Annotated in this window: 29 protein-coding genes, 1 tRNA gene and 1 pseudogene; 15 read left to right on the top strand and 16 right to left on the bottom strand. The window is 48.2% G+C overall.

All coding sequences use genetic code 11. From position 1 onward, the window contains the following. Positions 1-217: 217 nt before the first annotated feature. Positions 218-1687 (top strand): aminotransferase class I/II-fold pyridoxal phosphate-dependent enzyme, encoded by a 1470-nt coding sequence (locus JOE45_RS01750; protein ID WP_210021820.1) that lies wholly within the window; start codon positions 218-220, stop codon positions 1685-1687. 54 nt (positions 1688-1741) lie between these two features. On the opposite strand, the gene JOE45_RS01745 is transcribed toward JOE45_RS01750, so the two are convergent. Continuing rightward, the gene (locus JOE45_RS01745; RefSeq protein WP_210021821.1) at positions 1742-2584 is read right to left on the bottom strand and encodes an HAD family hydrolase; all 843 of its coding nucleotides are present in this window, start codon (positions 2582-2584) and stop codon (positions 1742-1744) included. A gap of 147 nt (positions 2585-2731) precedes the next feature. Between JOE45_RS01745 and JOE45_RS01740 the strand changes: the two genes are divergently transcribed. Next, positions 2732-3151, top strand: a complete 420-nt coding sequence (locus tag JOE45_RS01740; RefSeq protein ID WP_210021822.1) for a DUF1885 family protein — start codon at positions 2732-2734, stop codon at positions 3149-3151. Positions 3152-3279: 128 nt separating this feature from the next. Here the strand turns inward: JOE45_RS01740 and JOE45_RS01735 are convergent, their stop codons facing one another. From JOE45_RS01735 to JOE45_RS01725, 3 genes are all read right to left on the bottom strand, one after another. Further along, on the bottom strand, positions 3280-3579 hold the full coding sequence (locus JOE45_RS01735) for a DUF1292 domain-containing protein (protein WP_210021823.1): 300 nt from the start codon (positions 3577-3579) through the stop codon (positions 3280-3282). Positions 3580-3812: 233 nt separating this feature from the next. Next, complete coding sequence (locus JOE45_RS01730) at positions 3813-4427, bottom strand: stalk domain-containing protein (RefSeq protein WP_210021824.1); 615 nt, start codon at positions 4425-4427, stop codon at positions 3813-3815. Between the two features lie 252 nt (positions 4428-4679). Beyond that, on the bottom strand, positions 4680-5039 hold the full coding sequence (locus tag JOE45_RS01725) for a YhjD family protein (protein WP_210021825.1): 360 nt from the start codon (positions 5037-5039) through the stop codon (positions 4680-4682). 188 nt (positions 5040-5227) lie between these two features. On the opposite strand from JOE45_RS01725, the gene JOE45_RS01720 reads away from it, so the two are divergent. After that, on the top strand, positions 5228-5971 hold the full coding sequence (locus JOE45_RS01720; protein WP_210021826.1) for an MBL fold metallo-hydrolase: 744 nt from the start codon (positions 5228-5230) through the stop codon (positions 5969-5971). A gap of 101 nt (positions 5972-6072) precedes the next feature. Here JOE45_RS01720 and pruA read toward each other — a convergent pair whose 3' ends face one another. Beyond that, positions 6073-7620: an L-glutamate gamma-semialdehyde dehydrogenase gene (pruA, locus tag JOE45_RS01715; protein ID WP_210021827.1), complete on the bottom strand. Its 1548-nt coding sequence runs from the start codon at positions 7618-7620 to the stop codon at positions 6073-6075. A gap of 205 nt (positions 7621-7825) precedes the next feature. On the opposite strand from pruA, the gene JOE45_RS01710 reads away from it, so the two are divergent. From JOE45_RS01710 to JOE45_RS01690, 5 genes are all read left to right on the top strand, one after another. Beyond that, positions 7826-8782 (top strand): proline dehydrogenase family protein, encoded by a 957-nt coding sequence (locus tag JOE45_RS01710; RefSeq protein WP_210021828.1) that lies wholly within the window; start codon positions 7826-7828, stop codon positions 8780-8782. Between the two features lie 4 nt (positions 8783-8786). Further along, positions 8787-9692, top strand: a complete 906-nt coding sequence (gene rocF / locus JOE45_RS01705) for an arginase (protein ID WP_210021829.1) — start codon at positions 8787-8789, stop codon at positions 9690-9692. Positions 9693-9705: 13 nt separating this feature from the next. Then, positions 9706-10899 (top strand): ornithine--oxo-acid transaminase, encoded by a 1194-nt coding sequence (locus JOE45_RS01700; protein ID WP_210021830.1) that lies wholly within the window; start codon positions 9706-9708, stop codon positions 10897-10899. Between the two features lie 58 nt (positions 10900-10957). Further along, positions 10958-11191 carry a DUF3892 domain-containing protein gene (locus tag JOE45_RS01695; protein WP_210023470.1) on the top strand — a complete coding sequence of 78 codons (234 nt, stop codon included), beginning with the start codon at positions 10958-10960 and terminating at the stop codon, positions 11189-11191. Between the two features lie 197 nt (positions 11192-11388). After that, positions 11389-13023: an ATP-binding protein gene (locus JOE45_RS01690; RefSeq protein WP_210021831.1), complete on the top strand. Its 1635-nt coding sequence runs from the start codon at positions 11389-11391 to the stop codon at positions 13021-13023. Here JOE45_RS01690 and JOE45_RS01685 read toward each other — a convergent pair. After that, the gene (locus JOE45_RS01685) at positions 12992-13510 is read right to left on the bottom strand and encodes a divergent PAP2 family protein (RefSeq protein ID WP_210021832.1); all 519 of its coding nucleotides are present in this window, start codon (positions 13508-13510) and stop codon (positions 12992-12994) included. The genes JOE45_RS01690 and JOE45_RS01685 overlap by 32 nt on opposite strands. A 95-nt stretch (positions 13511-13605) precedes the next feature. Continuing rightward, positions 13606-13902 carry a DUF1811 family protein gene (locus tag JOE45_RS01680; RefSeq protein ID WP_210021833.1) on the bottom strand — a complete coding sequence of 99 codons (297 nt, stop codon included), beginning with the start codon at positions 13900-13902 and terminating at the stop codon, positions 13606-13608. 236 nt (positions 13903-14138) lie between these two features. On the opposite strand from JOE45_RS01680, the gene JOE45_RS01675 reads away from it, so the two are divergent. Together JOE45_RS01675 and JOE45_RS01670 are read left to right on the top strand one after the other, a co-directional pair. Beyond that, complete coding sequence (locus JOE45_RS01675; protein WP_210021834.1) at positions 14139-14366, top strand: hypothetical protein; 228 nt, start codon at positions 14139-14141, stop codon at positions 14364-14366. Positions 14367-14470: 104 nt separating this feature from the next. Then, positions 14471-14902, top strand: a complete 432-nt coding sequence (locus JOE45_RS01670; RefSeq protein ID WP_210021835.1) for a PilZ domain-containing protein — start codon at positions 14471-14473, stop codon at positions 14900-14902. On the opposite strand, the gene JOE45_RS01665 is transcribed toward JOE45_RS01670, so the two are convergent. Next, positions 14897-15838 carry a hypothetical protein gene (locus JOE45_RS01665; RefSeq protein WP_245246542.1) on the bottom strand — a complete coding sequence of 314 codons (942 nt, stop codon included), beginning with the start codon at positions 15836-15838 and terminating at the stop codon, positions 14897-14899. The genes JOE45_RS01670 and JOE45_RS01665 overlap by 6 nt on opposite strands. Before the next feature lie 176 nt (positions 15839-16014). Here JOE45_RS01665 and bluB point away from each other — a divergent pair, with 176 nt between their 5' ends. Then, positions 16015-16668: a 5,6-dimethylbenzimidazole synthase gene (gene bluB / locus JOE45_RS01660; protein WP_210021836.1), complete on the top strand. Its 654-nt coding sequence runs from the start codon at positions 16015-16017 to the stop codon at positions 16666-16668. 444 nt (positions 16669-17112) lie between these two features. Here the strand turns inward: bluB and JOE45_RS01655 are convergent, their stop codons facing one another. Beyond that, the gene (locus JOE45_RS01655; RefSeq protein ID WP_210021837.1) at positions 17113-17541 is read right to left on the bottom strand and encodes a cell wall hydrolase; all 429 of its coding nucleotides are present in this window, start codon (positions 17539-17541) and stop codon (positions 17113-17115) included. A 195-nt stretch (positions 17542-17736) separates the two neighbouring features. Here JOE45_RS01655 and JOE45_RS01650 point away from each other — a divergent pair, with 195 nt between their 5' ends. Then, complete coding sequence (locus tag JOE45_RS01650) at positions 17737-18447, top strand: thermonuclease family protein (protein WP_210024685.1); 711 nt, start codon at positions 17737-17739, stop codon at positions 18445-18447. A gap of 149 nt (positions 18448-18596) precedes the next feature. On the opposite strand, the gene JOE45_RS01645 is transcribed toward JOE45_RS01650, so the two are convergent. Both JOE45_RS01645 and JOE45_RS01640 read right to left on the bottom strand, forming a co-directional pair. Then, entirely contained in the window at positions 18597-19043 is a 447-nt protein-coding gene (locus tag JOE45_RS01645) for an ATP-dependent DNA ligase (protein ID WP_210021838.1), read from the bottom strand. A gap of 561 nt (positions 19044-19604) precedes the next feature. Next, entirely contained in the window at positions 19605-19919 is a 315-nt protein-coding gene (locus tag JOE45_RS01640) for a hypothetical protein (protein WP_210021839.1), read from the bottom strand. Between the two features lie 271 nt (positions 19920-20190). Here JOE45_RS01640 and JOE45_RS01635 point away from each other — a divergent pair, with 271 nt between their 5' ends. Further along, complete coding sequence (locus JOE45_RS01635; RefSeq protein WP_210021840.1) at positions 20191-20349, top strand: hypothetical protein; 159 nt, start codon at positions 20191-20193, stop codon at positions 20347-20349. A 346-nt stretch (positions 20350-20695) separates the two neighbouring features. Here the strand turns inward: JOE45_RS01635 and JOE45_RS01630 are convergent, their stop codons facing one another. The 5 genes and pseudogenes from JOE45_RS01630 to JOE45_RS01610 form a co-directional block, all read right to left on the bottom strand. After that, positions 20696-21043: a hypothetical protein gene (locus JOE45_RS01630; protein WP_210021841.1), complete on the bottom strand. Its 348-nt coding sequence runs from the start codon at positions 21041-21043 to the stop codon at positions 20696-20698. 674 nt (positions 21044-21717) lie between these two features. Next, a pseudogene (locus JOE45_RS23315) lies at positions 21718-21801 on the bottom strand (YolD-like family protein); the annotation flags it as partial. A 348-nt stretch (positions 21802-22149) separates the two neighbouring features. Beyond that, complete coding sequence (locus JOE45_RS01625) at positions 22150-22431, bottom strand: glycine zipper 2TM domain-containing protein (protein WP_210021842.1); 282 nt, start codon at positions 22429-22431, stop codon at positions 22150-22152. Positions 22432-23294: 863 nt separating this feature from the next. Then, positions 23295-23367: transfer RNA gene (locus JOE45_RS01620), tRNA-Val, on the bottom strand. A gap of 422 nt (positions 23368-23789) precedes the next feature. After that, positions 23790-24035, bottom strand: coding sequence for a hypothetical protein (locus JOE45_RS01610; protein WP_210021844.1), 246 nt, complete (start codon positions 24033-24035; stop codon positions 23790-23792). Between the two features lie 145 nt (positions 24036-24180). On the opposite strand from JOE45_RS01610, the gene JOE45_RS01605 reads away from it, so the two are divergent. Together JOE45_RS01605 and JOE45_RS01600 are read left to right on the top strand one after the other, a co-directional pair. Continuing rightward, positions 24181-24339, top strand: a complete 159-nt coding sequence (locus JOE45_RS01605; protein ID WP_210021845.1) for a hypothetical protein — start codon at positions 24181-24183, stop codon at positions 24337-24339. 12 nt (positions 24340-24351) lie between these two features. Then, the gene (locus JOE45_RS01600; RefSeq protein ID WP_210021846.1) at positions 24352-24573 is read left to right on the top strand and encodes a DUF2905 domain-containing protein; all 222 of its coding nucleotides are present in this window, start codon (positions 24352-24354) and stop codon (positions 24571-24573) included. The last annotated feature ends 1 nt before the right edge of the window (position 24574 follow it).

Here is a 24574-nt window from a genome sequence, read left to right as displayed (position 1 = left end):
GAAACGAACTTTAGATAAGATTAACAAAATGGACAAACCCCTGATTAATTTCTCTGCAAAATTATCAAACTATCAAGGATCAACAGTCTTTGACAAGATCAATTCCAAATCTCCTGCAAAAACTGCTTGCATCCTTGTCACATTTTGCTATACTCATTTTGTTTGCTTATTTTTTGCTGTGTCACGATAAATCGATCAAGAAGGGTAGGGATGAGCCGTGGATCAAACGAAAACTCCCTTGTTTACCGCGCTTAAAGAGCATGCCGGCCGTAATCCGGTTCAGTTTCATATTCCAGGACATAAGAAAGGGGTCGGGATGGACCCGGAATTTCGAGAGTTCATCGGCGATAACGCGCTGTCCATCGACCTGATTAATATAGCTCCGCTCGACGATTTGCATCAGCCTACCGGCGTCATTGAGGAATCTCAAAAGCTCGCTGCAGAAGCGTTCGGAGCCGATCATACCTTCTTCTCCGTACAAGGGACAAGCGGCGCCATCATGACAATGATCTTAACCGTCTGCTCACAAGGAGATAAGATCATCGTCCCCCGCAACGTTCACAAATCGGTCATGTCGGCGATTATTTTCGCCGGAGCAAAGCCCGTCTTCCTGAAGCCGGTGCGGGATGATTCCTTAGGGATCGATCATGGTGTATCGACGAAGTCGGTACGGCGAGCGCTGGAAATTCACCCGGATGCCAAAGCCGTGCTGGTCATCAATCCGACTTATTATGGCGTCTGCGCCAATCTGAAGGAAATCGTCGACATCGTTCACAGTTATAACATTCCGGTGCTGGTGGATGAAGCCCACGGCGTGCTGATCCATTTCAACGATAAGCTGCCGATGTCCGCCATGCAGGCAGGCGCGGATATGGCGGCTACGAGCGTTCACAAGCTCGGCGGCTCGCTGACACAAAGCTCGGTGCTTAACATTCGCGAAGGCCGTGTCAATGTGATGCGCGCCAAGACGATCATCAGCATGCTGACGACCACCTCCACCTCGTACATTTTGCTCGGGTCGCTCGACTGCGCAAGACGCTACCTAGCTCTGAGCGGCAAAGAGCTGGCGGACCGGGCGCTTGAGCTTGCCGACTACGCACGGGAAGAAATCAACCGCATCCCTGGTCTTTACTGCTTCGGAGAAGAAATCCTGGGCAAGGAAGCCACTTACAATTACGACCCGACGAAGGTCAGCATCCATGTGCGCCATCTGGGCATTACCGGCTACGATGTGGAAAACTGGCTCCGGGAGCAGTACAATATTGAAGTTGAGCTTAGCGATATGTACAACATCTTGTGTCTGGTCACTCCTGGTGATACGCGAGAGAACATCGATATTCTTCTCACCGCCCTCCGCAGGCTCTCACAAGAGAACTACTCCATCCGTCAAGCGAATGAGCTGGTGATTAAAATTCCGAAAATACCGCAGCTCACCTTGTCTCCGCGTGACGCGTTCTACGGGGATACCGAAATGATCCCGTTCAAGGAATCCGCGGACCGCATTATCGCGGAATTCATTTACGTATACCCTCCGGGCATACCGATATTGCTGCCGGGTGAACTCATCACCCAGGACCTGATTGACTACATTACGGAGCACATCGAGGTCGGCTTGCCTGTTAAAGGGCCTGAAGACCGCAGCATTGAAAAAGTCAAAGTCATCGTGGAAACACCGGCGATTTTTTAACCTCGCCGGATTGCTCAACAAGGCCAGCCCTGCCCGGGCTGGCCTTGTTCCGTTTTATAGGCTTCCTTGCTTAATCTGTTCCTCAAGCCAACCAATGACGTCGGCCACCGCATGCTCGTTATGGTGCTTGCAGGAACGGACAGCAGCCTGCAGCAGCTCCGGGTGGGCGTTGGCAACGGCGATGCCGATCCCTGCCCTGCGGATCATCTCCAGATCGTTCAGATGATCTCCCATGGCCACGCAGCGCTCGATCGGAATGTCAACGTGCACGCTTAGCTCCTCCAGCGCGTGGCCTTTGGTCGCCCCTTGCGAGAGCATCTCCAAATATTTATCGTCCGATCGAACCCAGACCACCTCCGCATCCTCCGTAAGTTCATTTACGGCCATGGCGACGTCATCCAGCCGACTCGGCTCCCAAGCGAACAATATTTTGATCCAGGGCTCTGACAGCTCATCGGAAATTCTAATCGCCTGCAGCGGAAACCCCTCAATACGCCGATGCCGCTCTGTAGTTTCATTGTCCCTCAGGGTATAAGGAGCAGTCCCGTCCTTCGCATAGATTTCAACGCCCAGCTCTGGAAACCGTTCCATGACCCTCTCCAGCACTCTCCTGCTGGATGCAGGCAGCGTCCTTACCCATAGGGTCTCCTCACAAGCGTAATCGTATATGACGGCTCCGTTGCTTAAAATGACCGGAGCATTCACTGGCAGCCGATTCGCATAACGCCTGACGGAAGACGCTATGCGACCTGTCGCCAAAGTGAACCTTCCTCCATGCGCTGTAAACCGCTCTATGGCGGCAAGATTGTCAGGGCTAATGTCCTTGCCGCTGCTCAGCAGCGTCCCGTCCATATCTGTTACCAGCAAATAATTGCTGAAGAATTGGCTGTCGATCATAGGAAACCTCTTTTTCTGCCTATCCGCTCAGCTGTCCGCAAAAGCCTTAAGCAAGTATTGTATTTGGTTTTTCTTAATGCTATGATGGTCATGGTGCTTGAAGCAAGAAAACCTTTCCAGTCCATTATGTAGGCAGGTGCATTCATCATGGCGCAAAGCGCTTATATTAAGTTCGTAGAAGGGTCCGCCGTTTCCTCGTTAACGCTGGATGAATTGAAGAACCAGCTCATGCATTACCAGGATCAGCTGGCACTCACAGGCCGGCAGCTCGAATGGGAGTACGATGATGCCGGCTTCCCGTACACGCTGGAAACAAAGGCCGAAGCCGAGGGCCAGTGGTTTTATTTAAAAGGAAAAAATCCGCTCTACAAATATATCGTCATGGGTGTCGGCTCCGAGACGCAAACAGATACAGAGCGCCATTACGTACAGGTCGTATTACCTGACGACTGTACGCATGGAGACAAAGCGAAGGGTAATGAGTATTGCAAATATTTAGCCAAGCTGTGGAAAGCCGAGCTTCATTTGTTCAACGGACGCATTATGTACTTCAATCCCCGGAAGTAGCGCTTCAGCTTCCCGATGGGCTGCAAGGTATCATGCTGATATCAGTACAAAATTATTATCTCTCATCCATACCCGTATTTAAGCGAAGAACCCTTCTCTCACTCAAGAAGGGTTCTTCGCATCTAATGTCATGACTGCTGCTCTTGTTGTTCTTCCACGATCTCGTTATAAATCTGAACAACGCGATCCCACTCTTCCTCATCCTCGATACTAGTGAGAAAGGCTTCACCGTCTTCTTCTTCAATCCGGAAAATTACACCATCAGACTCCACGTCGTTGCGGTCCAGAAGCACCGCATACGCCCGGTCGCTCGCCTCAAAGGTATAAACCATAACCATCTCATGCTCAACGCCGTCTTGATCGGTTACTATAAAAATATCATCCTCATGATCATGGTCGCAGGAAGCATCATGAATGTGCTCGCTCATGGGAAAACCTCATTTCATTATAAAATTGGTCGTACTTCCGTATCGTACCACGCTCACGGAGCCCAAGTCAATGAAGCGGACCGCCTCCCTGTCTAGGATTCGTTAAAGTGTACAGCGATCGATTCGGCACCGGGTTCTGGTCTTGATATACAGAGAAGTTATGATGGAGCCTCTTAAAATACAACAAAAAAAGGGACAGCGGCCGTCACGCTATCCCTTATCTTCTATATGTGTTATTTGGAGACGATCAACTTCTCGGATACTACGGTATAGCTGCTCGTTTCGCTCTCCTTAATGGAAAACTTCACAACATATTTGCCGGATTCATCAAACGATATGTTGAACGGCCACGGATACCAGAAGCTTTCTCTTTGCCCGCCGACGACCTTCTCATGAACCCCTACCTCTTTGCCACCTGGCGATACGATAGACATTTTAAAGGAGTGAATCGGTATGGTCAGGCTATCCACTTGAGCAAATACCGCAAAATCCAGTCGGTCGCCCTTCTCGACTCCACCAAACGGCTGTGTGATGGAATAATCGTTATCGACCTTCTTGGCTACAAACATATGTACGTTTGGCTTGTAGATGGACACCGTCTTCGAGGCGTCATCCCATTTGACTAGAGCTTGCAAGGAATCGGATAAGGCACGAACGGGAAGCACGGTGCTTCCTTTAATCAAAAAAGCGGGGGTCTCACCGTCTTTGAACGGCCTTTCCGCATTGTTAATCATCACTTTTGCCTTAACATAACCTTCAAATTCGCCCCACATGGAACTGGCGTAGACCCCTGCCGTCCCGAACAGGGAAAGCGACAGCATCAGCGTCAGTAATCGCGGCACCTTCATTTCCAGCAACCTCCATCATGTTCTTGGTTTGTTATCTTATACTCCGATGGTTCGTAAGAGTTGCGGTGTTTTATGGGAAAACCCCAAACTTTTTTTGATAAATATCTACATCTAGTTATTGTCCAGGGATTTCACGTAGCATTTATACAAAATATGGCAATAAAGAGGCGGGCGCGCATGTCGAATCACACCATCCTTTTTGACGAGCGGTGAAGATTCATGCGCTTGCCCGGGAAATTCCCCTCTTTCCTTCTAACGTGTGAACTCATCCTCTGCCCCAAGCAGCTGCTGCAGCTTCTCCTCGCACTTCCCCCTGAGCACCATCGGCATGATCGAGCAGTGAAATTCGTAGCCCTGAAATACATACATAACGTGATAGTTCCGTTCTGGCGTAATTTCTTCCAGCACAATGCGGCAGCCGCTCTTGCGAAGCCGCTGCTTGATGCCGATATGTTCCCTTTCCACCCGTATGGACAGCCGTTCGAACAATCCGCTCCAAATCCGGGACAGCTTCATCGCTTCGGCATATTTACGGTCCAGCTCCAGCGCTTTAAGCAGATGCAACGTCACAACATATTGATGAACCCACGTCTCCACCGTACTATTCCGCATGTTCGCCCACCCGAAACAAAAGATTTGTACACTCATTATATAGAACATTTGTTCCCTTTTCAACAAAGACAAGCCTATTCCTTTATTGAAGCCAAAACCTGACAAAATATTCTTGAATCTTTCATGAAAAACATGGTAGATTAAATAAATATTCAGCTGGTATGTCATAGGCGAGTGGAGGACCGCAAGTGAGCCTGCAAATTCAAATGATCGGTACGGGAAGCGCATTTGCCAAAACATTTTACAATAACAACGCATTGGTCTATTCGGACGGCTTTACATTATTAATCGATTGCGGGATTACCGCTCCAAGGGCGTTGTACGAACTCGGGATTCCGCTCGATCGGATCGATGCGGTGCTCATCTCTCATATCCATGCGGATCATGTGGGCGGGCTTGAAGAGCTTGCTTTTCAATATATGTACGTGTTCAAACGCAAAATCAAGCTGCTGGTTCCTGCTCCATTGGAAACCGTTCTCTGGGAGCATACGCTTCGGGGAGGACTTGAGAATACGGCCGAAGGCCTTGTCAGCTTGAACGATTATTTTGAAGTGATTTCTTTGGCGGAGCGGACGCCGTTTGCCCTCCATCCGGGACTAAGCGTGGAGACGATCCCGACAGATCATATTCCCGGCAAGTCAAGCTACTCTCTGCTGCTTAACGGCAACATATTTTACAGCGCAGATATGAAATTTAGCGCTCCGCTGCTGCTTGGACTGCACGAACAAGGCTGTGAAGTCATCCTGCACGATTGTCAGCTGTTCTGTCCAGGAACCGTGCACGCCTGCCTGGACGAGCTGCTTACACTGCCCGCGGACGTACAAAAGAAGGTGCTGCTTATGCACTATGGAGACAACATGTCCCAATTTATCGGAAAAACGGGTCATATGACCTTCATGGAGCAGTTCAAAACGTATACCTTGCCGTCGTAAGGATCATCGATCGCGCCGCGTTTCATGGACGCCATCTCATCCCAACAGACGCCATCCATAACCTGACCCGTTGGGGTCAGGTTTTGCTGCTGCAGTACCCTTCAGAATCGTTCCGAGACGACCTTGGCTTGAGTAAACTGGAGCAGGTAATCGCGCCCACCCGCTTTGGAATCCGTTCCGGACATGTTAAAGCCGCCGAACGGATGAACCCCTACAAGCGCTCCTGTGCATTTGCGATTGAAATATAGATTACCGACATGAAACTCCGAGCGAGCCCGTTCCAAATGCGCCCTGTTCCTCGTGATGACCGCTCCGGTCAGCCCATACTCCGTATCATTGGCCAGCTCGAGCGCTTGATCGAACGAGGACGCTTTAATGAACGCAACCACCGGCCCGAAAATTTCCTCCTGCGCGATTCGTGCCTTCGAGTCGACATCTGCGATGATAGTCGGCTCGATATAATACCCCTTGGCATTCCCCGCTCTGCCTCCGCACACCACACGGCCCTCCATACGACCGATTTCCAGATATTCGAGAATTTTACGGTGAGCCTTGGCATCGATGACCGGTCCGACATCCATTTCAGGATCTGACGGATCACCTACACGCAGACGGCTTACGCGTTCCGCCACCCTGCGAAGCACCTCATCATATACACTCTCATGCACTATGGCGCGAGAACAGGCGGAGCACTTTTGTCCGGCAAACCCGAAGGCCGACGCCGTAATCGCCTCCGCTGCCAGCTCCAGGTCACAGTCGCTATCGACGATAATCGCATCCTTGCCGCCCATTTCGGCGACGACCCGCTTGATCCAGCGCTGTCCGGGGGCGGTTTTGGCCGCCCGCTCGTTGATACGCAGCCCCACTTCGCGGGATCCCGTAAAGCTAACAAACCGGGTCAACGGATGCTCCACCAAAACATCGCCCACCTCCTGCCCGGAGCCTGGCAGGAAGTTGACCACACCATCCGGCAAGCCAGCCATGTCGAGCATCTCCATAAACTTAGCGGCTATGACCGGTGTCGCACTGGCCGGTTTCAGCACAACCGTGTTGCCGGCCGCCACAGCCGCCGACGTCATTCCCGCCATAATAGCGAGCGGAAAGTTCCATGGAGGGATAACTATGCCGACCCCGAGCGGAATATAGGTAAGCTCGTTGTCCTCTCCCGGAATATGTGTAAGCGGCTGCCGCTCCGACAGACGCTCCGCTTCCCGGCCGTAAAACTCAAGAAAATCAATCGCTTCTGCGGTATCGGCATCCGCCTCCGCCCAGCTCTTCCCCGCTTCCACCACCATCCAAGCGGAAAACTCTGCTTTCCGGCTGCGCAGCAGCTCGGCGGTTTTGTATAAATAGCGGGCCCGTACCGCCGGGGGCACCGATTTCCATGACGTAAACGCATGCGCTGCGGCGAGAATCGCTTTCTCTGCCAAAGCTTGATCCGCTTGGCTTACCGTTCCGATCACCCTCGTCGGATCGGCAGGATCGACCGAATCGGCCTTCCGGTCCGTGAGCAGCCGTTCAGCGCCAATCCGCAGGCTGTATTCTTGCCCTAGCTGCGCTTCGACCCTCTCGAGCGCCGCTGCTAATACCTCTCGATTCCCCGACTGGGTAAAGTCTGTGAACGGCTCGTTGCGAAAAGGTTCTACCATGAGTCATTCCTCCTCTGCTCGATACAAAGTTATGGGAAATCTCATTTGATTAATTGAAGTCTCATTTCGGGTTCTTGCGGAATAAAATAGATTAGCACCGAACCAGCGGCGCCGACTCCTCAGGCCAAACGAAGCTGCACTTCTACTACATATGTATGCCGCCGCGCCGCCCACAAGAAGCAAATCGGAGAGAGGGTGATCGTGTTTGGATATCGGTACCAAACTGTTCCGTTCCACTCTGCTTGCGCTAGCCGGAAACCGGGCTGTCGAGGCGACGGCTCACCGGTACGGAATGAAGCTCGGAGCCAGCCGGTTCGTCGCGGGAGAAACAGCCGATGAAGCCTTGCTGCAGATCCGCCGTTTAAATGACAGGGGAATCGCAGCCACCTTGGATGTGCTTGGCGAGAGCATTCGCGATTTATCGGAGGCAGACAGGTTTAAAAGGGAATATATTATGCTTCTCGAGAGGATACACACCGAAGATTTGGACTCGAATGTTTCCTTAAAGCCTACCCAGATGGGATTGGCTTTGGACCCACCGACCTGCCTCTCCCATATCCGGGACATCGTCAGGAAAGCCCAAAAGCTTGGCAGCTTCGTCCGCATCGACATGGAGAATTCGCCTTACACCGATGATACTATCGCCATGATCCGCTGCCTTCATGCCGAAGGCTTAACTCAAGTAGGCACCGTCATTCAAGCCTATTTATACCGAAGCAGAGAGGACGTGCGGCGGCTCACCAAAGCGAATGTGAATCTCCGCTTGGTTAAGGGCGCCTACCAGGAGCCCAAGCCGCTTGCTTACCAAAACATGAACGACGTGAACGCCAACATGAAGCAACTGATCCGGGTAAGACTGGATTCCGGCGTCTATACCGCGGTAGCGACCCACGATGAGCAGCTGATCGCCTGGACGAAAGCATACGCTAAAAGAAATGGCGTAAGAGCAGACCGCTATGAATTTCAAATGCTGTATGGCGTGCGTATGCCGCTGCAGGAACAGCTGGCCCGAGAGGGCCACAAGGTGCGCTGCTATGTACCTTATGGACGGATGTGGTACCCGTATTTTGTCCGCCGCTTGGCCGAACGTCCCGCCAATCTGTGGTTCGTGTTGAAAAATTGGCGCGACCGCCCATCCGCCCAGAACGGAAAGGAGGAATAAAACCATGACAAGGAAACCGAATCTATCCATTCTAAGAGTACCATTTGACTTGGGTGCCGGGCGTAAAGGCGTAAGGCTCGGCCCGGATGCGATACTCCGGGCCGGTTTGGAACGGAAGCTGCGGCAGTTGGGCTTCTCCTTCGAGCTTCCGGAACCGGTCCCTGCCCCGTTGCTCTCAGCCGCCTCTACTCAGCCAGCGGCGCTCAAGCACTTGAATGAGGTTGTGGAGGTCAATGAATCGCTCGCTTTACAGATCAAGGCTGTACTAGACCGCGGACGCTTCCCACTTGTGTTAGGCGGGGACCACAGCATCGCGATTGGCACGCTGACCGGGCTTAGGCAGCATTACAGAAGCTTAGGTGTCATCTGGTTTGACGCCCATTCAGATTTGAATACGCCGGACACAAGCCCCTCAGGCAACATTCACGGCATGTCCCTTGCGGCGGCGCTCGGTAAGGGACACGACCGGCTGACACGAATCGGCGGTGTTCTCCCCAAAATTCAGCCTCAGCATACCGTCATCATCGGAGCCAGACAGCTTGACCCGGGAGAGAAAGAGCTCATACACGCAGAAGGCATTACGTGCTTCACTATGCATGAGGTCGACCGCATGGGAATCGCAAGGGTGATGGAGGAAGCGTTACGCTTGGCAAGCGCCGGTACAGACGGCGTACACGTCAGCTTCGACATCGACAGCGTCGATCCGCTCGAGGCTCCGGGAACCGGAACGCCTGTCAAAGGCGGCCTCAGCTACCGTGAAGCGCATTTGGCGCTGGAGCTGCTTCACGAATCCGGCGTCATGGTTTCCGCGGAGATGGTAGAGGTCAACCCGGCGCTCGAGCGGGATAACAAAACCGCAAGACTGGCAGTGGAGCTGATTCTCTCCCTGCTGGGGCAGCGCATTCTATAGGAGGGGGAGCGCTATGAAACCGACGTCGGAAAACATCATTGATACAACGAACCGGTTTGGGGCGCGGAATTACCTTCCGCTCCCCGTAGTAATATCCAAAGCCGAGGGGGTATGGGTCTTTGACCCCGAGGGACGAAGATACCTCGATATGCTTAGTGCCTATTCGGCGCTCAATCAGGGCCACCGTCACCCCCGTATTATCCGCGCGTTGAAGGATCAGGCAGACTGCGTGACCTTAACCTCTCGCGCGTTCCACAACGATCGGCTGGGCGAGTTCTATGAACGGTTATCCGACTACACCGGCAAAGCGGTAATCCTGCCGATGAACACTGGGGCCGAGGCCGTAGAAACAGCGATCAAAGCAGCCCGCCGCTGGGCATATACACAAAAAAACATCCCAGACAATCAAGCCGAAATCCTCGTGTGCGAAGACAATTTTCATGGCAGAACGATAACCGTTACCTCCTGTTCCTCAAATGCGGAGTATAAGCACGGCTTCGGACCCTTCACCCCCGGTTTTACGGTCATTCCTTACGGCGATGCGAATGCCCTGGAACAGGCCATCTCCCCCAGAACGGCCGCTTTCCTGGTCGAACCGATACAAGGAGAAGCGGGTGTCGTGCTCCCGCCTCCCGGCTACTTGCGGCAAGCAGCTGACATCTGCAAGCAGCGGGAAGTGCTGCTGCTCGCCGACGAAATCCAGACGGGCTTCGGACGAACGGGCTACCGCTTCGCCTGCGATGCGGAATCCGTAGAGCCGGATGTCTACATCCTCGGCAAGGCGCTGGGCGGAGGCGTCCTGCCCGTCTCCGCTGTAGCGGCAAATCGTGAAGTACTGGAGTTGTTCGAGCCGGGCTCGCACGGCTCAACCTTCGGCGGCAACCCCCTCGCCTGCGCCGTGGCGACGGCCGCCCTGCAGGTCGTGCTGGATGAGAAGCTCGCGGAACGTTCCTTGGAGTTGGGAGACTATTTTCTCGGTCTCCTTCGCCAGCTGACGCATCCGCTTATCCGCGACATTCGGGGCCGTGGATTGTTCATCGGTCTGGAGCTTGCGACGCCGGCCAGAGCTTATTGCGAGAAGCTGATGAGCAAAGGAATTCTATGCAAGGAAACGCATGACAACGTTATTCGTTTGGCGCCGCCGCTCACGATCTCCACATCCGAGCTGGATTGGGCCTATGAGCGAATTGCTGAGGTGCTCGGGTAAATCAGGCATCATTTGCCTCCATCCTGAGCATGCTATGGGCAAGGAGGAGATCAAAATGATGAATCAACCCAAGCCGCATGTCGTTGCCGTACGCAAGAACGGCGATGGAGATATCGTGGAGCTAAGGCTGTCATCCGGTGAGGTCGTGGATTATTTGGAAGCTCAACAGCTTGCCAAAAGCGGACAGCTGGTGAATGTCAATGTGTTTCGGGGACGGGACGGGGAGGAACATTTACGTTCCAATGCGGACGGAGACCCGACCAACAATCTCGATCAACTTCCCGGGTTCTAAACTTGCCCTGTCAATCAAGCCGGTACGGTCTTCCGTCCGGCTTGATTCTTTTTGTATATAACCCAAAAAAATAACTATGAACGAAATATATAACCGGGCCCTAGCCTAAATAAAATATGCGTGGCTGGCAGGAATTAGTGTATGGACACAGAATCCATATATTATCAATTGAATTAGTCGGGAGTTGGAGTTTCACTATGAACGGTAGCCTGGTCTTCCTCATTTATGCTGGTTTTGTCTGCGCTTCCTCCCTTTACTTCCAGCAAACCGAAAGTCCACTTCTGCTCATTGGCCTAACCTTAAGCTATATCCTGTCCCATGTGGCAAGCAAATTCATCCCCATACCTCAGGCCATTCAACTGACGCTTCTGGTCCTGTTCCATATCATTAGCGCGACGGATTGGAGCTTGCCCCTTTATTTACTGCATATGGGCATCATTTTTTATAAGGTACCTTCTCTTGTATCGGCCTTATCCTACAATGTAGGCATCATGTTGGCCTTTTCCTTTTCCGTAATGACCTACAGCACCATGACATTGTATACGATAGCCGATACCATCTTTAAAGCGGCCAGTTGCTTACTAATGGCCTTCCTCTTCCGAAAGTATATGCACGCTATAGAACAGCAAAAGCAACGATTGACGAACGAAAAAATGCACTTGAGTACCCATGATTCTCTCACGGGACTGTGCAACTTCCAGGAATTCCACAGACAAATGGGCATTTTTATGGATCAAAAGGAATCCATTATTCTTGTATTGATCGATTGCAAAAATTTGAAATCTCTTAACACGACGAACGGCTTTCAGGGTGTAAACAAAATACTAAAGCAAGCAGCCGATCTGCTCTGTATTATGTTTCCGGATGCCTCCCTTGTTGCCCGTTACGGCGGTGATGAATTCGCCATCGTCATCGAACCTACCGACATGAAGCGAACGATCCATACGGTTACCCAACTTCTCGCTTCCGAATTCCCCAAGCTGACGGGCATCGAAATCAACTTTGGGCTGGCCTGCTATCCTGAAGACGGAATGCATAAAGACGATTTGATCTTGGTGGCGGAGCATAATTTATACTTAATGAAAAGGGAAAGCTGGCTGAAGCGGGAGGAGCATATGCTGCGTTCCGAGAAGCTGCGCGTTGTCGGTGAGCTGGCTTCCGGCATGGCGCACGAAATTCGCAATCCGCTGACGACGGTCAAAGGATTTCTGCAGCTGTCCAGAGCGGGGAATTACAATGTGGAGCCTTGGTACGACCTGATTATGGACGAAATTAACCGGATGAGCATGCTGACCGCCGAATTTCTGCAATTCTCGAAGCCGCATGTCACCCAGTTCAAAATCCAGTCCATTGATGGCTGCATTACCCGCGTCATTTCTCTGCTCGATTCGGAGGTAACGCGCTTGGGTCACCAAATCTACTTTGAAGACGAAGGACAAGAAGCCTGTATGCTGATGGACCAAGACAAAATGCTGCAGCTGCTGCTTAACCTTGTCAAAAATGCCCTCGAGGCCATGCCTGAGCAAGGAATGGTACATTTACGGCTTTACCTGCAGAACCAAAATGCCGTCATCGAGGTGACCGATACGGGCAAAGGCATACCGGAGTCGGAACTTGATCAAATCTTCATTCCGTTCTACACCACCAAAGAGTCTGGAACCGGACTCGGATTATCTATCTGTCACAAAATCGTACAGGACCACGATGGAACAATTGAAGTGGAAAGTGTCCCGGATATGGGAACCAAATTCACCATCACACTGCCTACGGTAACTGCGCCAGAAGCTGCGGAACGACAGGTCACACCAAACCGGTCAAGGATTTCCGTATAAACTTGAACCCATTCTCAAACCGCCCTGTCCGCCCGGACTCCGTTGCGTAGCCGAGACATCCGATTAAGACCCCTAGGAGCGCCCCGCCCAGTACTTCCTTGGGGAGATGGCCTAAACGTTCTTCCAGGTCTTCTCCCCGCTGCTGATGTACATGAGGAGGATGCTGCTCCGTCAGCTTGACTACGGTTTCTTCCAACAGATTCACTTCCATGGCAATAAGCCCTGCGTGTCGACGAATCCCCATCGCATCATACATTACAACCAGACTGAGCAGCGACGCTAGCGCAAACGAAATAGAGGAACTGCCTTTCTTCAAACCGATATAGGTGGCCAAAGAGACGGCTCCAGCGGAATGGGAGCTCGGCATACCGCCCGTACGAAACAGGTCTCTCCACGCCCAGTGCTCCTTCGCCCTAACCCTGGCCGATATTTTCAACGCTTGAGCCGTACCTATAGCTGCAATGGACGTCCATAACGCCCGGTTCATAGCCATCACCTCAAGCTTAGCATCTAAATGTTCCCGGATTTCTATACATCTATAGAAAATCAAATTTGGGACATCGTTTCCACGATGTGGCGTAACTAGGAGAGACGGGCCAGCATGGAAATCGGGAAGCTGGCATCCGGTTCTTGTCCCAGCTTGCCCCAGGCCATAATTCCATTCACATAATGAACCTCGAACGGCAGCTGTACGCCGTCCACTTTATACAAACCTGGCGGATAATCGGCAGGATTCAGCGTATAGGCCATAGCGGCAAAATATTTACGTTCCAGCACCGATCGCTGACTCGGGAACTCGACCCGCTGCATCTCCGATTGAAGCAGTTTCATTTCCGTCTGAAGCTCCTCCGGCGTCATTTGACTAAACAGCTTTTTCATTGTATATGCTCCCCTTACTATGTATGGTCTAGTCTTTGATTGTGCTCTTAATAATGATATCGTGCAATCTTTATTTACGAAACATTCACACCATACGACGAAATTCGAGTTTATCGTCAAATTTCCATGTCTAAACACCCACGGCAGTGTCAGGATTTGTTACAAAGTTCTCATCGATTTTCCGTTTGAATCATGTATAATAAATATATGAATCATGAAAGGGAGGAATTCTGACAATGACAACGGAATTACATTTTCATGACCGTAAGATTCCCATTAGCTTCATTTCGAGCGATCAGAAGGCGATTCCTCAGCTGATCACCGTACTGGAACGCAAGAGCACACTTTCTTCCTTGAACGGTCCATCCTCGCTTGGGGAGATTGATCGAATCGAAATCATCGGCAACAATGCGATATTGCATAATACGAAGGAAAACAACAGTATTCAATTACCGCTCTATTAATGAGCGGTTTTTTATTACTGGTCTATGTTGCCACAAACAAACCCCTTACGGTATAGTAAGGTTGGTATCATTTATTTATACTTATGTAAAGGATTGTTGTCATAATGAGTGTCAATAACAAGCGCAGCTTTTTTCGTGTAGAATTTCAGCACCCTCTATGCGCCGAATTAAAGATCATTGATTACGAAGTGATCGATCCCGAATCCAAAATCGTCAAAGCCGCGCTGGTTAACCTAAGCGCAGGCGGAGCGCGATTCTATACCGCATCACCGCTGCCGGAAGAGGACCATCTTCTCGTCGAGCTAAAATTTACCGCCATGGGCAAAGAATACAAACCAGTCGGTACCATCGCCCGCTCTATTTTGCCGGAAGAGGGGCATTATGAGTACAGCGCACAATTTTCATTGGATGAGACGGATACCGCTGCCTTAACCGGCATGCTGAACCAAATGTCCGTCAAGCTTCGGAAAACCCCCGTACTCACCGGATGCAGCTTTTGTACGGACGAAGATTTGATTGGATTCAAGCCCTTATGAACGTGGATGGCCTGACAAACCGGCAACGATATACGTTTTGCCAGATTCCGTATGCCACACCCAACTTCGAAACAGAAGCTTTTCCGGCCTGAGCCGGTCGTGAAGATCCTTCAATCCGACAACCGCCGCTTCCATCCCGTATTTACCGAAGGCTTCGAACAGAAACCGCGCACGCTCGCGGTCTTCACGCGGCTGGCTCAGCTCCTCCGCAATCCACTTCTTATCCTCATCCAGCAAAATCATATCCGTCCACACGGTCACTCTTCCTTCCGGCTTAACCAGGGATAGGAGCAACCCGTTATAATCGGTCATCAAGTTATTACGCAAATAGGCGAGCGCCTCCATGATCAGACGAATGTCCTGATCTCCGTATCGCTCTATGTGGCTGTAAAACTGCGTAAGCGCGTCAATATAAAATAATTGGGTATGTACGCCCGATGAAACGACGAGCGAGAATGATTTGTTCAAATGAGGTAAAGCTTCGTTACGCCGCGCCTCGAACACACAATCCCTAAGATAACCTGCGACTTCCGCACCGGATACCCCGTTCATGAGCATCTCTTCAAACGTTTCGTAGAATGAAATGTGATCCAGGCACGTATAATCAACCCGGGTGAGCGATTTCAGACGACTTTGTGCAAGTCCTCCCGTTTCATTCAGCCACTCCTCCAGCATATTGTCTTCCGTATCCAGCACGGTGACCTGCTGAAAATGAACGGCCAAGCCCGGCAGATCCACGTCACCGTGATTTCCCGCTCCTAGCACAACCACCTTCTCTGGCTTCGCAAGCAGTTGAATGGATTCTTGAACCAGACTCCGTACATGAAACCGGTGTGTCCCCCACTCCTGCTCACCCCAATCCAAGGCCCCAATACCGGTGTTCTGCTCTTCCCCGCCCCCGAAAGGAGGCTGCATTATCCCAGGAAAGTCTCTCATGAAAATCCCTCTTTCTAGAAGCTTGTCTTCTGTTGTCATTATAGCATAAGCCTTGCCGGAAACACATGCCGAGGTAAGCTCAAAACGTATCTGCCGATTTACAATCGTTAGGTTTCCTTGCTAATATTATAAAGCAGCAAGAAATAGCGAAATTTCGTCAGATCGGGGTGAGTGAGATGTTTAATGAAATGGAAAAAGAAGCTCTGTACAAAATTATTTATACAAGAAGGGATATTCGAACATTTTTATCCGATCCGATACCGGATGAAATGATTATGAGACTGTTGCAAGCAGCACACCACGGTCCCTCGGTAGGGTTCATGCAGCCCTGGAATTTTATACTCGTTTCATCCAAAGAGGTTAAAGAACAACTGGCTTGGGCAGCAGACAAAGAACGACGCGCTTTAGCCATTCATTATGAAGATGAACGACAAGACCAGTTCTTGAGTCTTAAAATTGAGGGGATTAAGGAAGCTCCGCTGACGATCTGCATAACGTGTGATCCCACACGGGGCGGCTCCCATGTATTGGGGCGTAATTCGATTCCCGAAACCGATATCATGTCAACGGCTTGCGCCATTCAAAATATGTGGCTGGCAGCTTGTGCCGAAGGTTTGGCCATGGGCTGGGTTAGCTTTTATAAAAAGAATGACATCCGAGATATCTTGGAAATCCCGCCTCATATCGATCCGATCGCGCTGATATCGATTGGATATACGGATCAATATCCATCCAAACCTATTTTAGAATCCTCGAATTGGGAAAAAAGAAGAACCCTCCCGGATCTGATCTTTAGCGAAGCTTGGGGAAAGCCAAGCAAATATACCTGATTTGGGAAAAAAAACTAACATCAAGGCAGATGAACAATCGATATCACCCTGTACCACGTATACTGGATCAAATACGAAAGGAGTGATATCCATTGACTCATGCACGTAAATGCTGTCCCCCGGCACAACCGATTGTCCAAAGACCTGTTCACGTCGTTAGAGATTTCTATCATCCTCAGCTCGTTCAGGTCATCCAGCCTATTGAAGTGATCAATCGTCATCACTGTGTTCCTGTTTATAATCACGTCTACACTTTTATCGAAAGAGATGTAGGACCTTTTGCACCTTACACAGCAACGATATCCAATATAAAGAAACGTAAAAAATAACCGCTGAAGAGCAAAGGATATCATCATGAGACCCCATCGAGCTCTCCAGCAACCAACAACTGGAGAGCCTTATATCAATAAAAAAGAGCCTTTCGGCTCAAAACAAACAAACATATTAGAACGTGTTATATACATTTTCGCATTCTTCACCCGTAGGCTGGTAAAAGCAATGCTTCTTGTAACGTCCCACAAAGGGCTGATCGTACCACGTTGGAGGACAATCTCCGGGTGGTCTGAAATACCATAAGCTGAATTTGGCCGGCCAGTATCTTTCGCCATTAATAGATCTCCGGGCCAGACGTTTTTCCCGATCCCTGGCTTTCTGATAAAAATACCCGTGTATCGTAGCCTCAAATGCGTGGGGCTGATAGATCATTTGAGGGATGGTGCGAATTGCTTTAAAATCGGAGCAATCGGCCCGGATTCGATTAATCCCTACGTTCCCGACCAGCAGCATACCCTGCTCGCCTTCCCCTTCCGCTTCAGCTCTAAGTAATCTGGCTAAGAGCGCAACATCTTGATCCCTGGCCTTTACTACAGCCATTCATTTCACCTCTTTACTATGTTATAACCATAAGATATTGCATAACGAGCCAATGGGTGACTGCCTTAGATTAGTTTATTGACCGATATGGTTATTCGTGGTAAGTTATCTAGACCGGATACGCCGGTAAAGCCCCTTGAGGAAGCACCTCAGGGGCTTTGTTGATTTCGTTCATGTTTAAGGAGGAACCTTGATTTGAAAAAATGGTCCAGAATGTCAGCCTTGGTGTTAACAGCAGCGATTATGATTTCAGGTTGTGGCAATTCACAGGCCGCCTCAACTTCTGCCGCGTCTGCGCCAGTTGAGAACAAGATGCTCTTCACCGCAAAAGTGACAAGGGTCGTCGATGGAGACACGATCAAAATTGAGATGGAGGGCAAGGAGGAAACCGTCCGTATGATTATGGTAGATACGCCAGAAACCGTCCATCCTAGCAAGCCAATGCAGCCGTTCGGCCCCGAAGCGTCTGCCCTCGCCAAGGAAACGCTGGAAGGCAAGGAAGTCAGGCTGGAGCTCGATGTCTCTGAGCGAGATCGATACGGACGTATTCTCGCCTATGTCTATGTGAATGATAGAATGTTCAATGAAGTGCTGCTGGAAAAAGGATTAGCAAGGGTTTCTGTGTTCCCGCCGGACGTCAAGCATGCCGATCGCTTCAGGGAAATCCAAAAGGAAGCTCAGAAGGCTAAGCTCGGCATTTGGAGTATCGAAGATTATGTCTCAGATAAAGGATATGACGACAGTACGGCACCCGTACCAACCAAGCCGAAAGCATCGCAGAACGAGGATGTCTATTATGCGAAGTGCGCTGAGGTGCGGGCTGCCGGAAAAGCTCCGCTTCATCGTGGGGACCCGGGCTATCGCAGCGGTTTGGACCGGGATGGCGATGGGATAGCCTGTGAATAAACTTCCGAAATATTCGAGTAATAAAAAAATTCCCCGCTTCGTCGATGGCTGCGACAGCGGGGATGCAACGAATATATATAAAGATGGGGTACAAGCTTGATTATGATATGTGATCATGAAAAGAATCTTTAAAATAGATGAATAGAACATTAAAATTTAAATTCAACCAAGGATGGCTTCCTTAGAAAGCCGTGACGCGTCCATTGAACAAATTGAACATGGGCCAGCCATCCAGAACCCACTTTTCGATATCCTGTAATAAAAACATCCTCGTACCTATAATTCACAATTTTTAACCAGTCATGAGAACGCCGGGAAACGTAGGGGCTGTCTTTTTTCTTCGCTACCATCCCCTGCATGGATTGATCGACCAGCTGCTTGTAGAGGTCTTCGCCCCTCTCATCCATTTGAGGTATGATGTGATAGGAAGCATTTGTCTTCATAATGGATTCAAGGATCGATCTTCGTTTCATTAATGAAAGCTCACGTAAGTCGCGGCCTTTATGATGAAGAATATCCCAGACCACATAATGAACCGAACGATGCTTGGCGAAGGAGTGGATTTTCACTCGCTCGGTTAACTGCAAACGGTCCATATTGGCGTGTACATTCGGTTTTGTGCCTTGTAAAAAGACGTATCTCACTGCCTTTCTTAATCAATATCAGACGATGACCATCCAGCATCGGCTCGAAGATATAAGATGGGTCTGAAAAAGGCTTGTCTTGAGACTCAAGGAGCATAGGACCAATCAACATATGCATCACCTGAATCCAATGTATCATGGGAGATTCACTGAATAAGCAGGGAAAAGAAGGGCGATATGGGACGAAAACGACAATAGAAAAAGGACCCCTTTCGGAGTCCCTTCCAACGGTGAACGTTATGGTATTTTGCCTTGAATCTTTCCATAAGCTCGGGGTTCTAAACCTCATTCACATCTTGCAGTACGTATACTACAGTAACGTGTCTTTGGCACACACCTCCGCTTCTATCTTGATTCAACAACAACTTCCATGGTATTGCTCGTTAGATCGCCCAACGGAACCACACCTCTCTTTTCACCGTTAATAGTATGATGGCCAGAATTACGAATCTTTATACACGTGCTCCATTTTATTTTTTGCTGCGGCAAAGACGGCTTCGCTCGTTCTATGTTTCACATCCGATTCGACAAATAGGTGTCCAGTTCTTCTTTAATCCATTTCATGCCTTCCTTGACCGCCTTCTGTATAAGCAGATTCGTTTTATGAGCTTCATAGTCTTCTTTCTCATATTGAACCCGGATCTCGGCCTGCTCTTCCTTGACAATCCCTATGATAATGGAGACAACTACCCCATTCTGTTGATCGATGCCGCGCTCCTCAGCATGTTCCCAAGCCAGAACGTCAATGCTGCATTTATAATCATAATCGGGATGGGCATCATATGTTTTGATGGCATCAGCGAGTCTAATCTTCATCCAAGTTTTCATCTGATTCTCCTTACACCTACATATTTTCCTCCATCAATTCATAAAATAAGCAGGTTGAACAATTGCGTTTCCCTTCATTTTACCACTCTGTTTATTTTTCAATCCAGTATTTTATTTTCAAAATGGGCTAGGAAGCTCCATCACAAGCACCTGAATAAGGTGCTTTATCATTGCTGCTTTTTAAAGAAAAAATAGGAGGAATGTTTAGGGATTAAATAACACGACACGTGTAGAAGATAACTCATATGTCTAATTACAAGGAGGTCAAACCATGCCAAATGAGAAAATAGATAAAGAAACAGATGGAAACCCGGAAACGATGTACGAGGACACAAGAGTACATGAACGCATTGGTTTCAGAGCTGATGACACTGTACCGATTCGCAATTATGGACAACCTAACGAAAAACTAGATGGAATTGATATTTAGAGTGTTAAGGAAAATTATAATTGCTTCTTCCATGGGAATAATACTCTTGCCCTAAATCCAAGGAAGAGGTGTAATTCAATGTCGTATAACTGTTGTTATTGTGAAAAGGAAGCAAAGTCTGCACACAGTATTACAGTATATAATAAAACCGGCACTGAAGAACGATTTGAAGTCCTCTGCAGTCCTTGTTATGCCGAATGGCTGCTTTCCTTAAAAGGGTAATGAGTGGGGGAGAAATCCCCCATCTATTTTTTTCATCAACACAAAAAACGATAAACACTCAAGTACCCCGCAAGTGGATCTATTTCGAGGTTTTCTGAAGGTCCCCTCATCAAACATCAGCCATTTATCCGGTAATTCGTTCTATAATTTGATTCTTAACTTCTTCGGGGTTATGAATTTGGAAAACAACCTTTTCAAATTCATGGTTGTTCAGTGTTAAAACAATTACATCTTTATGATTCTCATATGAAATAAACGACCATTTGTCTGTCAGCATAAATCGTCCCTGTCTAATATCGAATATAGAGGTGCCTACTCTAAATGAGAGCAAAGATATTTTGAAGTCCTCAGTATTTACTTTTTGTATTGCTGAATATGGAATTTCAACTTTACGTCTTAAAGCCGCCAAACTCTTTAATCCATTTAGATTTAATATTAAACTCGTTTCAGTAAATTCAATGGTTCTGGACAATACTAAGCAACCCCTTTCTTTCAGGTAGGTAAATCTGTTATTCAACGGATTTCCTATATTAAAAATATAGTCATGTCATCTTATTTTCTCCACCTGCATAAGCATTTAATAGAACGTAATGATTCTCCTTGGGAGAGGGGAAGCCGGACTGGAGAGCCATCCTATCAAGATGGAGGAGAACTGAATGAGTAGATCAGAACTCATCGCTTTGCTCACGCTCATAGTGATGATCGTTGAGCTGGCTAACTAGAAAGGTGCTGTCATCATGTTCCGGAAAAGGGAGGCACTCGTAGTGGTAGTGGCTCCTTTTTTCGTTGCTATAAGCTCAATCCACTGGCCTCAGATTTATTATACCCAGGGCATTTTTTTCTTTCTTTTCATTAATAATGCAACTACATTTCCTAGGGTTAGTCCAAAAAACATTAGAGCCATAAACATCATCCAACTCAAGTTATAATTGTCTTTGTCCGTCATTATCAAATACGCACTTGAAATCACAAAGAAGATAAATAACAAACCAAATAATAATACAATAGTAGTCCGAATCCTTTTTGAATTATTCAATAATGATAACCTCCTAGTAATAAAGACATTGCAGTTTTATCACCAATCTCAGTATAAAATTTTACGTTTTATCTTGTCATAAAAAACCCCGGATCTAATCCCGTGGATAATCTACTCTCATTATGTTGATTTCTTATCTCCTCTAAAACAAATTCATCCCTCGTTGGCCGCTTTGCTACCTTTGCCTTTGCCACCCTTTTCCCCCGTAATAATTCTATTTATATTCCTATTCCTATTCCTATTCCTAAAATATCTTATAAAATAAAGCTTATGGATGTGCAGAAATGAAGGGATCGCAACTGACCACGCTATTTTTTGTAGTAAATCCATGATTTGTTTTTTATATTACCACAATGTGGGTCACATGGAGCTAAGAATTTTGGCCTCGTCTTCATTCGTTATCCTGCGAATTAGTGGATTAGTAAACACTAAAATAGACCATTTGGTGTGGTCCTCATTGAAGTGCTGCCCAATAAATAAGTGGGCACAGGGTTGCCCCTGCGCCCTGCTTTTCCTCACTAGTAGGTTGGTTCTAGCGCTGTTTATTCTTTTTGATCCGGTGTTGTGGCGCCGCCGTTACCTCCAGCATCACGCGCGTTTTTCGCGTTGTTATTGGCACCCCCGATACCCTCACCCATTTCGTTGCCCAACGCTGCGCCGACGATGCCACCTGCAACAGTGCCAAGCGGTCCCAAAAGGGAACCCACAACAGCGCCTGCGGTTGCACCGCCTACGGTTCCCACAGCTTCACCGGTGTCGATGCCAGCCGTATCGGTCGTGTTGCGATCACCAGCACCGTTCCGATTATTGTTTTTTTCAGTCATCCAAATCTCACTCCCTCGTTTTGTGATAAGGAAGAGCAGCGTTTTGCCAGCGCATTCCCAGAACATAGTTTGCCCGACTGGGATGGAAGAATTCCTAAATTTATATTTCAAAAACAACCTTACGTTCTTCGATTAATGGTATCCCTTTTTGAGAGCCCGGCTAAAGTCTAGATTTTTAGAAAATGGGGACTCTGTAATGGTAAAAGTAACTAAAAAACCAAAAAGCAGCCGTTCCTCACGGGCGAGCTGCTTTTTGACATTCAAAATCAATGATAGCCGTTTGTTAACGATTAGATCTAGATATGAATCGCAGCACCTGAATAGATGGAACAAAGCGAAAACCCTACGATTTTAACCGTAGGGTTTTCTATGGGAAGACGTGATCATGTTATTTAACTTGCAAACGTTAATAGTAACTAAGCTATTTTCCAACCGCTAGGGAATCTTACCTGAAAGGACCCGAAGAAATCTTCGTTTCATCCTCTTTAGTGATTTCATGGTTATTCAACCAACCTTTCGGTCACCATCACCACTTCCCACTACTTTTTATTACCCCAGTTTAAATGAATTGAATCAAAAACATTGAAACAGCCGCCTAATAACTGAAGCCTTTATGAAAGAATGAGTTCCCCCTATTGAACAATTAACACCAGGGGTTAATCAAAGAGTCAATATTGGATTGTGCTCTACTTTCTTGAGGCCCAACTCTTCCATTTATCAATTGCTTGTTTGGATTTAACATTTGACGGCTCGAAACTGTGCAAATCATAATCTTTCATTGGTTTTAAATGTGATATAGCCTCACCATGTACACTGCCCTAAAAAAAGCGAAAAGCCCTTGCTGCACAAGGACTTTCACGGTATGACCTGTAGTGGGCTCGAACCACTGACCCCCACCCTGTCAAGATGGTGCTCTCCCAGCTGAGCTAACAAGTCATGATATTAATTTCGTTTGGACGTTATTAATAATACCAATCTCATAAAAAAAAGTCAAGAATTATTATCAATTCAATCCAAGATATAAGTGTTATTCACCAAGTATCCATCTCTTTCCTCCTCTATGCAAAGTTCTAAATAAAACTTTAGAAAATATTCAAAATAAATTGTGTCTTAAATCACAATTTCGGGCATATAATATGTCTATAAATGTCACATCGGCGCGAAAGGAGATTATTATGTACTATTGTATAGCATGTAATCAGGTGCACCCTTCTTTATCAACGAAGAATGAGGTCATTTTTAAAACCGGCTTTCATTACATGAACTCCACGATGTATAGCGCCGGAATATGTAAGACTGGGGCTAGTACCGATCAGAACGAACTTCAAAAATCAGCCACAGCCTAAGCCAAGCATCATTCATTCGTTGACGGGAGCCTTCCCGTCTTTTTTGCTGTGAGCCATTCCTGCCCTTACGGTTAGTACAGCGGTCAAGATCACCATTCCGGCGATTCCAATACTACCTGCGGAAACATACAACCAGTCGGCAAGAGTGGGCTCTGGATCCTCCCCTGCACATGCGCAGGCCATGGTTGGCTTTATATAGGACATCCCTATCCAAAACAAAGGCAGTAGGAACATGAACACCTTACATCTCTGTTTCATCAACACAGTCTCCTCTTGTATTCAATTACTGTCTATATGATAAGACGTAAGAAACCTATTTAATGTTCCCTATTCAAAGATGGTGTTTTTTAACATTGATTTTAGTGTAAAATAAGCATATACCGCTAATTAGGAGGCGATTCCTATGAAAATTATGATTTCTGCATCCGAAGCGATGGAAAAGGGAGTTTGGATTGAACTGCTCAAGCTTTTCGGCAGAGATAAGGATGAGGAGTTCTGGCCTAATGAAGAGTTCATTTTAACGGAAGAACAAGCGGTGAAGTTAAAGCTGATTACTAAATAAGGGGCGGCAAGCATGGATTCAATTCCCAAGTTATTGATCTGGGGCGGAGTGGTCATGATTGTGGTCGGGCTGCTCTGGTCCGTAGGCGGCAAATTTTTGAATCTCGGCCGGCTTCCCGGCGACATTGTCGTGGAGAAGGAGAATGTGAAATTTTATTTCCCGATCGTCACATGCATTGTGATCAGTGTCGTATTATCCCTCGGGATGTATTTGATCCGTTGGTTTACGAAATAAG

It is taken from the genome of Paenibacillus sp. PvR098, assembly GCF_017833255.1.
In the GTDB taxonomy this organism is placed as follows: Bacteria; Bacillota; Bacilli; order Paenibacillales; family NBRC-103111; genus Paenibacillus_G.
Note: the sequence above shows the minus strand (reverse complement) of the source record. Positions and strands in the feature narration are given on the sequence as shown.